Below are 13,609 nucleotides of genomic sequence, written 5' to 3'. Positions count from 1 at the left end.
AACCTTCCCAAATGAGAATTGGAACTTTCGCTATCGGCGTGATGGTCTTTTTGAGCGGATGTGACCGTCTTTACGGTGTACAAAGTCGTGCGTCCCTCGGTGGCCCGGTCGACATAAGTTGCATCAACGCAGCAATTCACAGCGTTCCAGACGCGGCTCGCATTACCTATAAGACTGATTGGCTCGATTCAGTCGAGATTTTGCCGAAACACCGCAGCGTGCACACCATCACGCACGTTTGGCTATATGGCGAAGCGCAAAGTTCCGTTCTCCAGATCGACCAAACTCCGGATGGCTGGGACTTCGTTAATTCCCACAGCAGGATCGGGGAAGCCATACCTCAAACGGAAATCGATCACTTTATTCCCACCATGAAAAAGGTGAACCGCGCAATTCAAATGAGATGCGGGCTTCAAGTCGCAGACTTACCTGCTGAGCATATTTCGTAGCGTCCGCCATGGGGGGTGTGCCGCCGGACCGCTTTCCCGATTAAATTATTGCAAGGTTGTCATTCCGCTACCGGCGACCGGCTTGCCGTCGCCTGATGGCTCGAAGGGGGCGCGTAGCAGCCGGGCAGCCTTCCGCTAGGCAGACGACAGGTTGAGGAGCAAGCAGACGCTCGTAACTTCAGTGCCGGACGGCGAGAGTTGGTCGAATCCTGTCGCCAGCCCGTTCCAGAGCCTGAACCGTAGCGAGTCTGATCGTTTGCGACCTTCATCGATAAACTAGGTCGAACGGCCTGCGTCAGCCGCGATACGACCCGGCCAGCAACCGATCCGCCGAACTCCTTGCCGACCAGATCCCAAATTGCGGTATTGTTCGTTGTCACCCCAGCGTAAGGGGATCCCACGATATGGTATCGATCATTCGGGCGGTGGCGGGTGAGTCGGACATCCCAGTCGGCTTCCCGATTCTGTTCGATGCGGAAATGGCAATCATCGAACCGGCCTTCGTCTGGCTCATGGAGCATGCCGACCTCAGTGGGCACGCGCAGGCGTCGGAAACTGTGCGTACCTACGGTGAGCATCTACACGACTGGTTCGACGCGCTCGAGCAATCTGGGGTTAATTGGCGCGAGGCCGACGAGCGCGTGATCGCCGCCTATCGCAACCGGATGCTGGAAAACCCTAGCCAGCATACCGGACGGCCCTACGCCCGGACCACGATCAACGCGCGCGTCTCCACTGTGTGCCGCTTTTACGGATGGGCGCTCGACAGGGGATTGATCGACCACTGCCCGTTCCGATTGACCGAGAAGATGACGCTGATGCTCGACGGTGCCTATCGTCCCGGATTGCAGCGGCGCCAGGTCAACGCACTGATCGTCTCCCGGCCCGAAAGGCTGCCGCGGCCGCTGCATGCTGCCGAACTGGCGAGGCTATTCACACATCTTAGGCCGACAGCGCGCCTTGCCGCGCAGTGGGCGCTCGGAGCGGGTCTGCGCCGTAAAGAGCTTTGCGCGCTTGCCATCGGCCAAATTCCCGATAGCTGGCCGCTCGACCTCGCCAGCGAGCCGCTGGTTGGAGTACCGCTGTATATCACCAAAGGCGACCGGCCAAGAACGGTCTATCCGCCGCTTCGGCTACTCGATCATACTCACTGGTACATCGGTGAGTGGCGTGCCCGGATCGTTCATCGCGCTCGCCGTGCCGACAGGCGCTACCGCATGCCATCCAATCTCCTGTTGAACGAACATGGCCGCGCCATGACTCGCAAGCTTCTCACGGCACAGTTTGCGGAAGCGTTTGCGGCCTCCGGGCTTCACGGTACGCTACATTGGCTGCGCCATACCTTCGCGATGGCCATGCTCGTCCGCCTTCAGGTCCAAGCCCGTACCAATCCTGATCTCAACCCGCTCAAGGTCGTGCAGGTGCTGCTCGGCCACGCCTCAATCACAACCACGGCGATCTATTTGCGCTGTGTCGAGCTCCATGAGCATGACCTGAGCGAGAGCCTTGCCTATCTGTATGGTGAGCTGATCCCAACCGATGGCTAGGACTCGCCTCGATCGGACGCTGCGGCTCGAAACGGCACCTGCAGACCATCCGCCGGATGTCGCGAAAGTTCAGTTCCGCGATGAATGGGGCAAGATCGTGCAGCAGTTCGATCGGGCGCTGTTCGGGATGCCGGACGACATCAGCGCAGCTATGGCCCGTGCCTTCCGTGATCATGACGTGGCATCCAGCGCCGCGACCCGTGCCGCTCGCTGGTTCGCGCTGCGCGTGTTCGGGAGGTTCCTGCGTGAAGACGGGCGGGTCGGGTGCGCTGCCGACCTTGATACGGCAACGATCCGCAGATTCATCACTTGGCTGGCGAAGCCGGCCAACGGACGTAAGCGCGGCGTAAAGTCGCAATCGCACCAGCTCGGCATGGTTAGGCCAGTACTAAAGCGAGCAATAGCGAACAATCCTTGTCTGTTCGCCCCTGACCTCACGGTGCCAAACAATGCTATCCCGCTCGCCGGTACCCAGCGACTGCCCCAAGAGCGGTTAACGCCCCTCCAGATGCGGTCGGTGCTAGCAGCCTGCTACGCAGAGATCGACGTCGCCTGGGACAAGTTCCAATATGGCCAGGGCGTCATAGCCCTAACTGAGCTGCCGCCGCGCCCTTCGTGGCGCACAGAAGGACTGGACCGATGGATATGGCGGCTCCATCGGGCTAACAATGGTCTATCCCCCGGAGGCAATGGTTTGCGGCGGCTAGGCTTCCGCAAGAAGGCTCTGCCAAAAGCGCACCCGATCGCCTCGATCGAGGGCTATCTGCATATCACGACCGATGCTCTAACGGCGTTCTACATCGCGCTGCTGATCCAGACGGCGGCTAATGCCGGGCCGCTGCGTCAAATCAAGCGGGATTGCCTGATAGCCCATCCGCTCGACTGGCATCGCGTCATGGTCGAATGGAGCAAACCCCGCGCCGGTGGGAAGGTCAAGCGCATGCAGCGGCGCTCGTTCGACAATCGCCGCCCCTATTCGGCGCCACGCCTGATAGAGAAACTTCTCGCGATGACGGCTCCTCTGCTGCCGCACGTGGGGCCGTCCGAGCGCGACCAGTTGTTCCTGCACCGGTTCCTCATGACGACCGGCCGCAACGAACGAGAGCATAACGCCGGCCAAATCGCGCAGGCCACGCTGCGATGGGCAATGCTGCGGTTTTACGAGCGCCAGAACGCCGCCATCGCCTCCTGGAACGAAGCTCATCCCGATGAGCGCCGACCGTTGCTTCCCGATTTCTCGCCCAAGCTGTTCCGCAGCAGCATGGCGAGCGCCCACTATACCGCCTCGCAGGGCGATATCATGGCGGCCAAGGCGGTCCTTAATCATGCAGATGTCGCAACCACCGATATTTACGTCGACGGCGAGGCCGTTCGCCGCCTCGAGCGCGATACGATCGCCCGGCTCCAATCGCTGATGATCAAATGGGTTCACGGCGAAACAAGCTCGGATCGCCCGCAAGATGGAGGATCATATACCGCAGCGCCAGTGACCGCGCTGTTCGGTCACACCTGCCTTCGGCCGACCGACGACGCGTCTGCGCGCCCTGGTCAAGTGTGCCCGAAGCTCGGTGGTTGCCTCGCCTGTCCTGGCTTGGTCGTCCCGATCAACCCGGACCATCTCGCGCGGATCGTCCAAGCCATCCGGCATCTTGAATTGGCACGCGAGCGTATTGACCCAATCCGGTTCGGACGCTTCTACGCTCCGAGTCTTCGGGCGTTGGCGGAGGATTTGCTGCCGGCGTTTCCGCCCGAGATGATGCCGGACGCAGAGCGCCTCATTCCGGTTCTGCCACCACTGCCGGATATGGAGTAGCATCATGGGCTCCGTGACGACATCTTCGCTCGCTCATTTCCCGGCGGTATCGTTGCAAAACGATAGCATGTCCGTCACGATGACGTTCAACTGGCGTTTCTTAATGCCGGATGGAGGCCGGTTCAGCGACGATCAGTGGAAACCGCTTAGGTATGCGGCTGAACTATTCCTGCTGTCGCTACGAGACGATCCCCCCGAAGGCCGGGTGCCGCTCCGACAGAGTACGATCCGGGGCCACTTTAATCACATTCGCTTCCTCGTTCGATGGATGGCGGTCGAAAATGTTCGACGCTTCAGCGATCTTGATGAAGACACGGTCAATCGGTTCGTCGCAATGCTCCGCGGTCGCCGCGGCAGAAGCGGAGCGTTGCTCTCGCTCAGCACCGCCGAAGGGTATCTGGGCACGATCCGCACGTTTCACATGCAACGCAACAAGCTGGATGATGCACCGTCTGTGCCGCCGCCCCGCGCCGCTTCAGTCGGGAAGCGCCACTGGAAACCTTACGGCGGCCATCCTTACACCCCCGACGAGATCGCCGTGCCGCTGGTCAGCGGGGCTATAGAGCTGCTGGGCGGAACGGCGGACCAGATACTCGCACTGCGCGACCATCTCGAGAATCTCCATGCACGGTTCCGACCGCACTACCAGGGTCGGTGGCTCCACTGGCATATCAGACGCGCCATGCTGGACGAGGCAATTCCTCATGCGGATCGATATGCGAATCCCAACTGGCCGCTGCGCCGCCTTGCGTTCATGCTTGACCGGCTTGGCGACGCCTGTTTCGTCGTCATCGCCTATCTCGTTGGCGCGCGAGCTTCGGAAATCTTGAGGCTTGAAGAGGGTTGCCTTGAGCGCCACGCGGCCGATGGCAGCGGGGAGGAACACGTCTATTTGGTCGGCACGATCACTAAGACTTCGCTGACAGAGCATGGCGACATCCACCGCTGGCTCGCACCTGAGCCAGTTCAGCGGGCGATCCATATTCTTGAACGTCTCTCGGCTCCGCTTCGCGAACTTAGCGGCGATAGAAATCTCTGGCTTCATCAGCTTGGCAGGGGGCGATCGCCACTGCCGACGTCGATGCCCGTCGCGCGATTGCGACCACCCCTGGTCAACCGTCGTTTGAATGAGCGGCTTGCGCCTTTCCTCGCGCTGCCGGACTACCAAGACGGCACCTGGCGCCTGACCACTTATCAGGGGCGCAAGACGTTCTCCCGGTTCATCGGTCGGCGTGATCGTACCGGCCTGACGGCATTACAACGCCACCTCGGTCACGTTCACCGCGCGATGACCGACCGAGCCTATGTCGGCACCGACTTTGAGCTTGCCGAACTGATCGACGACCAGACTGCGGAAGAAACCCGGGAGGCGCTGGAAGACCTTCTCCTGGCTCCGCACGTTGGCGGCAAGGCGGGGGTCATGCTCTCCGAACGATCACCGTTCCGCGGGCGAAAGCGATCGGGCGACGTCGATGGCTATATCACCGAGATCCTGGCCGAGACGGATATGCGCCTTGGCGTCTGCGACTGGGGTTACTGTCTGTACCGCCGAGAATCCTCCGCTTGCCTTGGCGGCGAGTGCGAGCCGAACCCGGTCCTTCGCACCCAAAGCACCTGCCGGACCTGCGCCAACTTCGCCGTGACCGACCGGCATAGACACGTTTGGGAAGCGCGCCTCGAACGTAACATCATGCTGACCCAGCGGGATGATCTCGATGCCGAGAGCCGCGCGCTTGCCGAAGCCCGTATCCAGGAATCGCGTTGCATCCTCGACCAGATCGACAAAGGAAATGCCGATGGCATCCGAACCTGACTTATCCACTCCGCAAGCCCGTCGCTGGGCAAAGACCGATGCTCGTCTGCGTGAGGCTCTTAGCGCCTTTGCTAGTGAACCATCCACTGCGCCGACGGTAGCCGCTCTCGCACGCGCTGCTGGGGTTGGCCGCAATATAATCTATACCCACCACGCCGGCGTTCTTGCCACTCTGCGCGGACTTCAGGCGCAGCGTGCTAAAGACACAGAAAGGATCGCAGGACAGACGGATCGCGCACGCACGGCTCTTCGCGATGCGGAAGACCGCAACGTCGCACTCGCGACACATAACGCGAGCCTGCTGAAGCGCGCTGTCGAAGCCGAGCAGCGCGCGGAAAGGCTCGAACGTCGCAACGCGCAACTCGTGCAGGAACTCGATCGGATACGCCGACCCGTGCCAATCCGCGCCAGCGCTGAACAACATGATCCTTCCGCTGTCTGAAGGCGGGCCCGACCTTATGGGGCGTCTTGGAAGGGGAGGGGGATTGGGAGTGGCGGAAATGCAGGATTTGCGAGGCAAAGAGGACAGAACCGTCCAGACCTAATGCAGCCTCAAGTACAAGGCAGCACCCCAGGAAGCCTTCATCAAAACCTGGCAGCCAGCGATCGACGCCTGGGCGCAAGGCCGAAAGGTCGTGCGCTATATTGGCTACGACGCTGGCAAACGTGATGGGCAGCGGTACGCGCACGCCGCTACAATCGAGGATCCGCGTTTCGATAATCGCTACCCTCTTCGGGAATGGGGCTGGAACCGAGAGGCGTGCGAGCGTCGCATCGAGGCCGAAGGCTTGCCGGTTCCACCCAAATCCTCATGCGTTTTCTGCACTGGGATGAAGCCTGACGAGGTGCGTTCATTGTCCAGGCACTGGCTGCGCATAATCGTCCTCATTGAAGCGCGCGCAGCGCCGCGGTTGCGCACTGTCGAGGGTCTTTGGCGGCGCAGCACCACCAAGCGCCCGGGGAAAATGACGGACTTCATCAGGACTGAAGGTCTACTGTCCGACCAGGAGATCGATGGCATCATAGCCGCCGCGCCCTCCTCGCTGGTTCGGTTTCAGGAGGTTGCAGCCCGCGTGTCGCTGGCGGAGCGACCAGAGCTTGGCACATGGCTCGAGCAATTCCATCGTGGAATTCTCTGAGCGCAATCGAACGACATTGTCATTGCCATAGTGCAGGCGTGCCAGGCTATTAGGTCGTGGCACATGTTCAATGCGATCGCACAGGTGGAGTCGGCGATGACTACTTACAGGGGGCGCATGGTATCGGGAGGGCACCTGCAAATCCCGTTGGACGTGCACGAGGAACTCGGTCTCGCCGATGGTGATGACGTCTGCCTTGAGGTTGTCGGCGGAGAACTACGCGTGCGAACTTCCACCTCCGCGCTTGCTCGGGTGCGTGCCATGGTTCGTACGCGTGTGCCCGCAGATGTGAGTCTCAGCGATGCACTGATTGCGGACCGCCGTGACGATGCGGCGCGTGGCTGATTATAATCTTGATGCTCGTTACGTCCTTAGCGCGACCAAGCAGGAGCCCGGCATCCCAGCGATGGCTGATCAAGCCTTGATCCGCGCCGTAAAAATCGCCACGTCGAAGATCGCTGGCACCCCTCACATCCTCTCGAATTGAGAACGTCTGTGTCTATTAGGCCAGCGGATCTCGTGGCAGACCGAGCCTGTAGTCTCTTACCCATAGGTCAAGGAAGCACAGCGATGAGCCGCTACGACTTCTCTGGTCGCCTGGATGGCGTCAGCGTTTCTATCGGTTGGGATCGGCCCCTTGGCACCTTCTTCGTCCAGGTTAAGCAAACCGGGGATGCTGACGACGCTGTCCTGCTATGGCTAGGCACTTACCCGGGCGAGATATCCTCCGCAGCTGAAGCTATCCGCTTCGCAACAGACCATGCGGAGCTTCCCGCTGACCTTGGATCGATCCTTGAAACTGACCGCCTCAAGACACTGGGCATGATCGACGGACCAGCCCAACGTGCTGCGAAGGATTTTATAGTTCGCAGTGGTCTGGGTTAGGTAGGCGTACAGCCGTTCGCATCAAGCCCGATCACGTTTGATGCGCTGTTTACGAGTTCGCACGCCTTCGCATATAACTCGGGATCGCCCATCCGCATCTTGCTCAGGATGAGCGCCTTCTCCCTCAGGTACACTTCTGCAAAAACCGGATCGTTCGAAACGATCGAGCGGGTATTGCTGATAAGGTCCGCCAATTTGACCGTCTGGGCTGCGGAAGAGATTGTTGCGAGCCGCTCCGCCTCGGCTGCCTTGCGTGTCGCCCGGTTTCCTTCGTGGCATTGGTCGGTCAATTCCATCACCAAAGCTGCGACGGATGCCCCGAATTGCTCTTCTATATCTCCGCGGGTTACTGCCGTGTCCTCGATGGTGTCATGAAGCAGGGCGGCCGCCAACATCTCGTCCGTATGCGAAACACCTTGCACGATCTGCATCACCTCGATGGGATGCTCGATGTAGGGTTTATGGGTGTATTTGCGCCGATGGTCGATGGCGCCATGGGCTCGCGTGGCAAAGGCCAGCGCTCTTGTCACCAGATCGGATCGGACATCTGTCATACGCAACATTCGGTGAGGCAGGCATCTATGTCGAGCGTTATTCACGCAGCCACGACGAATTCAAATGGCGGCGGCGGCCATCGTCTCGCGCGCGAGTCTGGCCATATCTGCACGAGCCATCATCACACGCACGTGGGCGGCCAGGTAGTTGGCGGCGCTTTCCGCATCGAGGTGGCGCACGGTATCGTAGAGCCCCCTGACATAGTCGCCCCCGCCACCTATGACGCCGGCGAGTTCGATCCGTGCCTCGCTGCCATCATCCCATATACCGTCCTCGATCTCGGACCAGAGCTGCGAAAGACAGTCGGCGAGAGCCTGCGCGTCGTAGTACCCGCTGTCGAGTCCGCAGCCCAGTGAGCGAGCCGCCAGTTCGATCGACACATCATCGGACGCGGAACCATTGATGAGGTCGAGAAGGGGGAGTTCATAGTTGTAGGAGCCGAGCCAAGTATGCATCGTTCTGCTTTTGTCTGTTAGGAGAGCTTTTCTGAACATATCAAGAACAAAAGGCCGACACAATGGTTACCGGCGAATAAGGTCGCTGGATCAACTTGCCCGCCCTTCGCGCCGCGTCTGTGGAATGCACGCATCCTTTCAAACGCATCTGTATGAATTTTGGCATAGCCATTTGTAGCAACGTAGCAACACGCAGCCTTGCTGGGGGAGTGCCGATGTGGCAATGTAGGAACAAAGGAGAGTTTCAGCATGACGATCACCACGCTTTCAGCTCGCGACTTCAATCAGGACGTCGGTCGTGCCAAAAAGGCAACGATCAATGGCCCTGTCATTATCACCGACCGCGGCAAGCCGGCTCATGTCCTCATGTCGATCGATGAGTATCGTAAGCTACGTGGCGGGAAAAAGATGAGCTTGCTCGAATCCCTTACACCCAGCCATCCTGCGGCGTTGGATGATGATTTCGAGTTTCAAAAGTTCGGTGGAATTACGAAGCAAGTGGAACTGGACTGATGCATCTACTCGACACGAATGTCGTTTCGATTTTCCGCCGCATCGACAAGGCCCCTCCACAGATACTTGATTGGGCTGCCTCAGTGGACGCCGAGGATTTTTATCTTTCCGTCATCACGGTCCTGGAGATCGAGCAGGGGATTTTGATGAAGGAGCGGAAAGACAAAGTGCAGGCCGACCTCTATCGGGACTGGCTGACCAACGACATTCTGGTCCGCTTCGAAGATCGGATTCTGCCCATTGATCTTGCTGTTGCCCGCCGCTGCGCGCGCCTGCATGTTCCTGATCCCAAATCAGAGCGCGATGCTCTTATTGCCGCTACAGCGCTTGTGCACGGCATGATCGTGGTCACGCGCAACGAAGCCGACTTCAAGGCAACCGGCGTACCGTTAATCGATCCCTGGTCCTACGGCCAGCACTAGAGGAAATATCAATTAAACCTGCGCCGGATGGCGGAGCACTAGAGCCAGCCTGCGCAAGGGCAACAACACCCTAATGGCTTACCGGCGTTCCACCTACCTAGGCCGCTTGCGCTTCCTGGCTTCGCGCTCAAGCTCATTGGCTGTAGCGTTCAGGTCCCGGGCGAACTGGACGAGGGCACGGCTGGCCCCGAGGCGGCTGAGACCATCGCTGCTGGCCGCAGACTCGCAGCGAACGGAGCGTTGTAACGCGAGGCCAGCAATGGTCCTGATCGTGTCTGCGTCCATGTACCGATAATAGCGCAACTCTAACGGTCCGCCCAGCTGGGTCTGGGCGCGCGGTGGCGCCCTGCACGCAGGTCCCAGCGAGGTGGGAGAGGTCGAGTTCCAGAGAAGAGACGGATTTTGAGGGGTGTCGTTTCGGAAGGGTCCGAGCGGCGCAACGTCGAAAGGTAAGTCTCATGAACATCGGTGAATTCAAGGTCGTCAACGGTCGTACCCTTGGCTGGATCGCTACGCGTACGATCGATCTTCCCCAACTTGGGCTCCGCCCGGTCGAGAGCGAGCACGAGCGTGCGCCGCTTTTCGAAATCCTCGCACTCAATGTCGGCAATCGCTGGGTCCAGGTCGGCGCGCTCTGGGAAGCCGTCGCGCGCAACTCCACGGGCGAAGCCTTCCTGCAGGGCTCGATCGATGATCCCAGCCTTTCCGAACCGCTCTCGATCGCGCTGTTCGGAAACGAGGAGGATGGCTTCCGCGTCGCCTGGCGGCGCCAGCAGCCGCGCGACGTCTTCGCACCGGTCATCCGTGGCGGCCAGAGGCGCGATGGCGGCGGCGACGTTGGCTTTGGCGAGAGTACGGCTGCACCGGGCGGTGACCTGGTGGGTGCCGGGGCAGGATTCGACGACGAAATCGCCTTCTGACGTGCCGAGCCGGCCGGGGGAGGCGCAACTCCTCCGGCCATTCCCTCCTTCCTTCAGGAGCGATTGCCATGACCTCTTCAAGCAGCGTTCACCGCTTTGCCGATCTCAAGGAACTCTACGCCGAGATGACCGCGACCCCGGAGTTTCGCGCAGTGTTCGGCGACCCGGAACACCTCTCGATCATGCAGCCGGGCGAGGAGCCCACCGACCTTGAAATGCCCGATCCGCTCGCGGCCCAGGCGGACTGCGGCGGGATCATCGCGTGCATCTTCGATCTTCTTACCGATACCCGCCTGGAACCCTTCGCGCCCGAGATAGCATGGGGCCTCGTGAATTCCTTCCACTTCACCGCCGGCAAGCTCGAGCGGCAGGAGGATGCTCTTGCGCAGGACCTGGGTGAGCTCGCGCGCAATCCTGAAATGAGCGAGGTCTACGCACGCAGCCTGGAGGACAAGCAGCTTGCCTGCCGTTCGGTCGCCGAGCAGCGCGAGGCGATCGAGACGATGCGCGACTTTGCCGCCGCGACCTATCATGCCTTGTCGGGATGGCCCTGGTCGCCTTCACGCGGCAGTCGCGCCTCCAAGAACATCGCCAGTCAGGTCGATGCGCTCGACTTTCTGCGGGCGAGGAGTCTGGCGGCGCGCGAACGGCATAATCCGCAAGGGCCTGTCGTCATCTTCTCCGGTCCGTCTGTCTGGCACGACCATGCAATGATCTTCGAGCGCCTCGACGCGATCCATGCCCGGGTCCCGAACATGACACTGGTCACCACCGGACAGCGCGCAGGGGCCGATGCGATCGCTGCAGGCTGGGCGGGCAGCGCAGGGCGGCACGTACCGCTGGTCGCCTTCCGCCTCTACGGCTCGGGGATGAAGAAGGCCTTCGATCGCAATCGCAAGCTGGTCGATCTGAGGCCGGTCGAGGCCGTGTTGTGTGAAGGCTCGGGGGTGCAGGCGAACCTCTACCAGTCCCTTCGGCAAGCCGGGGTACCGATCCATGCCTTCCGCAAGACGGACCAGACCGCGGATACCGTCGCTTTGCGCCAACGCGTGCGCGGGAGGGTGTGATGGCAATCCCGGAGGCCTATGCCGCGAATTTCCAGACACTGCTCGACGCAGCATCGCATGGTGATCTGGCGTTGATGGAATGCACCGATGCGGTGACAGGCGAACCCCGCTATGTCATCTGCGCTGTGGGATACGACGCAGGCGAATATGTCATGACGCCCTTTGGTCATCTCCACGACGGCAACCCTTACGAGGCCTACCTCCCGCCGGCATAGACGCGCCGCTGAGCGTGCGGATTTCGACAAGCGTGGTCGCACGCTCAGCGGTATCTGGCAGATGTACTTCAGACGACAAGCCCCAATTGGGCGGTGAGCTTGCCTGTCTGCGAGGGAGCGCCCCTGCATGGGGACACTTGATGGGGCCGTTAGACCAGCCAATCTTTCGGTGAGCCATTGCCCTGCCGAGACAATGCCCTTGCCGGGGCATCGAGCCCCGCCAAGGGCAGCTCTTCTTCTATCTATCAAGTCCTCCAAGTGTGGCGCGGGAACGCAGCGGCCTCAAGGACGATGGGGCCCCATATGTGGACGGCCCCCTGCTTACAAGAGCTGAGAAGAAGACCAATCGGATCGCTTGCGCTCATATGTCCGGTCTGATGTCGCGGCCGCATATGACCGCTGCCAAGATGGGTTCCGCGACGCGAGTTCCTAACACCATTTCGACCTTCGATGTCTTGGCCAGTGGGGCCCACGGAGTTGCTCGTGTCTTAGATCGATCGATCACGCCATCTGCTATCTTCTCTTGCAAGCAACTGATGTCGGGCCGCCTTTCCGGCCCAGAATTCGATTACGCCGCTACGAGTTCACCTGTTATGCCATCCTGCGGCGGGGTAACCCGGTTCCGATCGTAAACCTCACCGCTCACCATGAGCTTCCACGCTATGCGGGCAGTCTTGTTGGCCAGCGCCACCGCCACAAGCTTGGGCGGCTTGCGCCGCAGCAGTTCAGCCAGCCACCGCGATTGCAGGCTTCGTCCCTTTCGAACCTGCTGCAATAGTGCGGTCGCTCCGACGACCAGAACGCTCCGCAGGGCCTCATCGCCAGCTCGGGTGATAACTCCAAGCCGCTGTTTCCCGGCGGTTGAATGATCCTTTGGTGTAAGTCCCAGCCAAGCGGCGAAGTGGCGCCCTGAGCGGAAAGCTTTGGGATCGGGAACCTTCATCGTCATCAGCGCAGCGCCGACGACGCCGACACCGGGTATCTGAGCCAGACGCCTGCTCTGCTCGTGACTGCGATGCCAGAGCTGCAGCCTCTTCTCGATGATCGTAAGTCGATCCTGGAGTTGTGTGTAGTCGCCGCCCAAGTCGGCAAACATTTCCTTCGCAAGGTCTGGCAACGTTTCGTCGGCTGCAATCCGCCCCAGCAATGGCTCAATTTTGTCGAGTCCGCGCGGTGATACCAAGCCGAACTCTGCGGCATAGGAACGGATCATATTGCTAAGCTGAGTGCGCCTGCGAATGAGCGCATCGCGGGTCCCAGCTAGCATTAGGCCGGCCTGCTGATCCGCAGTTTTTGCCGGTACAAACCATGTTCGAGGCCGGCTCATCGTCTCGCAGATCGCCTCCGCGTCAGCCGCATCATTTTTGTTGCGGCGAACATAGGGCTTCACATGCTGAGGTGCGATCAGAAGCACCTCATGACCAAGCTCCTCAAGCTTGCGAGACCAATGATGCGACGCCCCGCACGCCTCAATGCCGATCTGCGTTGGTGAGAGCTTGCTGAAGAATTCCAGAACTTGGTTGCGACGGAGCTTTTTTCGCAACACGACCTGATCGTCGGCGCTGACGCCATGCAGTACGAAGATACTCTTGGAAGTGTCCATTCCGATGCGCGCGATGTTGCTCACTGACGGCCTCCTACTGTGATCTAACGACCTCATTATGATGTTCGGGGGCCGTCCACCCCAACACCATTTTGCCCGGCGGATCACCGGCAGATCCCCGACGCACCGCGGCGGCCGCCGGACAAAATCGTGACCCCCATCGCCGCTGGCGCGGTCGCTTCGCGATCCTTGACCCCGCTGCTCGGAGCCCGC

Annotated in this window: 15 protein-coding genes and 1 pseudogene; 13 read left to right on the top strand and 3 right to left on the bottom strand. The window is 60.5% G+C overall.

Annotated features, from left to right (window positions below):
• The first annotated feature begins 11 nt into the window (after window positions 1-11).
• From BES08_RS29080 to BES08_RS29045, 8 genes and pseudogenes are all read left to right on the top strand, one after another.
• Window positions 12-449: a hypothetical protein gene (locus BES08_RS29080; RefSeq protein ID WP_069710109.1), complete on the top strand. Its 438-nt coding sequence runs from the start codon at window positions 12-14 to the stop codon at window positions 447-449.
• A 404-nt stretch (window positions 450-853) separates the two neighbouring features.
• Window positions 854-1,996 (top strand): tyrosine-type recombinase/integrase, encoded by a 1,143-nt coding sequence (locus tag BES08_RS29075; protein WP_069710108.1) that lies wholly within the window; start codon window positions 854-856, stop codon window positions 1,994-1,996.
• Window positions 1,989-3,809, top strand: a complete 1,821-nt coding sequence (locus tag BES08_RS29070) for a site-specific integrase (protein ID WP_069710107.1) — start codon at window positions 1,989-1,991, stop codon at window positions 3,807-3,809. The genes BES08_RS29075 and BES08_RS29070 overlap by 8 nt, the downstream gene beginning before the upstream one ends.
• A gap of 4 nt (window positions 3,810-3,813) precedes the next feature.
• Window positions 3,814-5,622 (top strand): integrase, encoded by a 1,809-nt coding sequence (locus BES08_RS29065; RefSeq protein ID WP_037518151.1) that lies wholly within the window; start codon window positions 3,814-3,816, stop codon window positions 5,620-5,622.
• Window positions 5,606-6,064 (top strand): hypothetical protein, encoded by a 459-nt coding sequence (locus tag BES08_RS32385; RefSeq protein ID WP_083274934.1) that lies wholly within the window; start codon window positions 5,606-5,608, stop codon window positions 6,062-6,064. The genes BES08_RS29065 and BES08_RS32385 overlap by 17 nt, the downstream gene beginning before the upstream one ends.
• 103 nt (window positions 6,065-6,167) lie before the next feature.
• Window positions 6,168-6,761: pseudogene (locus BES08_RS33455) on the top strand (hypothetical protein); the annotation flags it as partial.
• Between the two features lie 337 nt (window positions 6,762-7,098).
• The gene (locus BES08_RS33450) at window positions 7,099-7,248 is read left to right on the top strand and encodes a hypothetical protein (protein ID WP_156800047.1); all 150 of its coding nucleotides are present in this window, start codon (window positions 7,099-7,101) and stop codon (window positions 7,246-7,248) included.
• An 83-nt stretch (window positions 7,249-7,331) separates the two neighbouring features.
• A complete protein-coding gene (locus BES08_RS29045; protein ID WP_008828803.1) occupies window positions 7,332-7,646 on the top strand; it encodes a hypothetical protein in 315 nt (104 codons plus the stop codon).
• Here the strand turns inward: BES08_RS29045 and BES08_RS29040 are convergent.
• A complete protein-coding gene (locus BES08_RS29040; protein WP_008828804.1) occupies window positions 7,643-8,200 on the bottom strand; it encodes an HD domain-containing protein in 558 nt (185 codons plus the stop codon). The genes BES08_RS29045 and BES08_RS29040 overlap by 4 nt on opposite strands.
• Window positions 8,201-8,260: 60 nt before the next feature.
• On the bottom strand, window positions 8,261-8,656 hold the full coding sequence (locus BES08_RS29035) for a hypothetical protein (RefSeq protein WP_008828805.1): 396 nt from the start codon (window positions 8,654-8,656) through the stop codon (window positions 8,261-8,263).
• Between the two features lie 249 nt (window positions 8,657-8,905).
• Between BES08_RS29035 and BES08_RS29030 the strand changes: the two genes are divergently transcribed.
• The 5 genes from BES08_RS29030 (at window position 8,906) to BES08_RS29005 (ending at window position 11,793) form a co-directional block, all read left to right on the top strand.
• On the top strand, window positions 8,906-9,169 hold the full coding sequence (locus BES08_RS29030) for a type II toxin-antitoxin system Phd/YefM family antitoxin (RefSeq protein WP_008828806.1): 264 nt from the start codon (window positions 8,906-8,908) through the stop codon (window positions 9,167-9,169).
• Window positions 9,169-9,591 (top strand): type II toxin-antitoxin system VapC family toxin, encoded by a 423-nt coding sequence (locus BES08_RS29025; protein ID WP_008828807.1) that lies wholly within the window; start codon window positions 9,169-9,171, stop codon window positions 9,589-9,591. Before BES08_RS29030 ends, BES08_RS29025 begins: the two co-directional genes overlap by 1 nt.
• Before the next feature lie 458 nt (window positions 9,592-10,049).
• Window positions 10,050-10,511 carry a DUF736 domain-containing protein gene (locus tag BES08_RS29015; protein ID WP_008828809.1) on the top strand — a complete coding sequence of 154 codons (462 nt, stop codon included), beginning with the start codon at window positions 10,050-10,052 and terminating at the stop codon, window positions 10,509-10,511.
• Between the two features lie 68 nt (window positions 10,512-10,579).
• Window positions 10,580-11,578 carry a DUF2493 domain-containing protein gene (locus BES08_RS29010; RefSeq protein WP_008828810.1) on the top strand — a complete coding sequence of 333 codons (999 nt, stop codon included), beginning with the start codon at window positions 10,580-10,582 and terminating at the stop codon, window positions 11,576-11,578.
• Window positions 11,578-11,793 carry a DUF6117 family protein gene (locus tag BES08_RS29005; RefSeq protein WP_008828811.1) on the top strand — a complete coding sequence of 72 codons (216 nt, stop codon included), beginning with the start codon at window positions 11,578-11,580 and terminating at the stop codon, window positions 11,791-11,793. Before BES08_RS29010 ends, BES08_RS29005 begins: the two co-directional genes overlap by 1 nt.
• 568 nt (window positions 11,794-12,361) lie before the next feature.
• Here BES08_RS29005 and BES08_RS29000 read toward each other — a convergent pair.
• A complete protein-coding gene (locus tag BES08_RS29000; RefSeq protein WP_156800004.1) occupies window positions 12,362-13,420 on the bottom strand; it encodes an IS110 family RNA-guided transposase in 1,059 nt (352 codons plus the stop codon).
• Between the last annotated feature and the right edge of the window lie 189 nt (window positions 13,421-13,609).

The organism is Novosphingobium resinovorum, assembly GCF_001742225.1.
In the GTDB taxonomy this organism is placed as follows: Bacteria; Pseudomonadota; Alphaproteobacteria; order Sphingomonadales; family Sphingomonadaceae; genus Novosphingobium; species Novosphingobium resinovorum_A.
Note: the sequence above shows the minus strand (reverse complement) of the source record. Positions and strands in the feature narration are given on the sequence as shown.

Bases quoted from the DNA above. Each gene is read 5' to 3' on its own strand.
- BES08_RS32385 (WP_083274934.1), top strand. From the start codon at position 5,606: ATGGCATCCGAACCTGACTTATCCACTCCGCAAGCCCGTCGCTGGGCA.
- BES08_RS29030 (WP_008828806.1), top strand. From the start codon at position 8,906: ATGACGATCACCACGCTTTCAGCTCGCGACTTCAATCAGGACGTCGGT.
- BES08_RS29015 (WP_008828809.1), top strand. From the start codon at position 10,050: ATGAACATCGGTGAATTCAAGGTCGTCAACGGTCGTACCCTTGGCTGG.
- BES08_RS29010 (WP_008828810.1), top strand. From the start codon at position 10,580: ATGACCTCTTCAAGCAGCGTTCACCGCTTTGCCGATCTCAAGGAACTC.
- BES08_RS29045 (WP_008828803.1), top strand. From the start codon at position 7,332: ATGAGCCGCTACGACTTCTCTGGTCGCCTGGATGGCGTCAGCGTTTCT.
- BES08_RS29005 (WP_008828811.1), top strand. From the start codon at position 11,578: ATGGCAATCCCGGAGGCCTATGCCGCGAATTTCCAGACACTGCTCGAC.
- BES08_RS29025 (WP_008828807.1), top strand. From the start codon at position 9,169: ATGCATCTACTCGACACGAATGTCGTTTCGATTTTCCGCCGCATCGAC.
- BES08_RS29075 (WP_069710108.1), top strand. From the start codon at position 854: ATGGTATCGATCATTCGGGCGGTGGCGGGTGAGTCGGACATCCCAGTC.
- BES08_RS29070 (WP_069710107.1), top strand. From the start codon at position 1,989: ATGGCTAGGACTCGCCTCGATCGGACGCTGCGGCTCGAAACGGCACCT.
- BES08_RS29040 (WP_008828804.1), bottom strand. From the start codon at position 8,200: ATGACAGATGTCCGATCCGATCTGGTGACAAGAGCGCTGGCCTTTGCC.
- BES08_RS29035 (WP_008828805.1), bottom strand. From the start codon at position 8,656: ATGCATACTTGGCTCGGCTCCTACAACTATGAACTCCCCCTTCTCGAC.
- BES08_RS29080 (WP_069710109.1), top strand. From the start codon at position 12: ATGAGAATTGGAACTTTCGCTATCGGCGTGATGGTCTTTTTGAGCGGA.
- BES08_RS29065 (WP_037518151.1), top strand. From the start codon at position 3,814: ATGGGCTCCGTGACGACATCTTCGCTCGCTCATTTCCCGGCGGTATCG.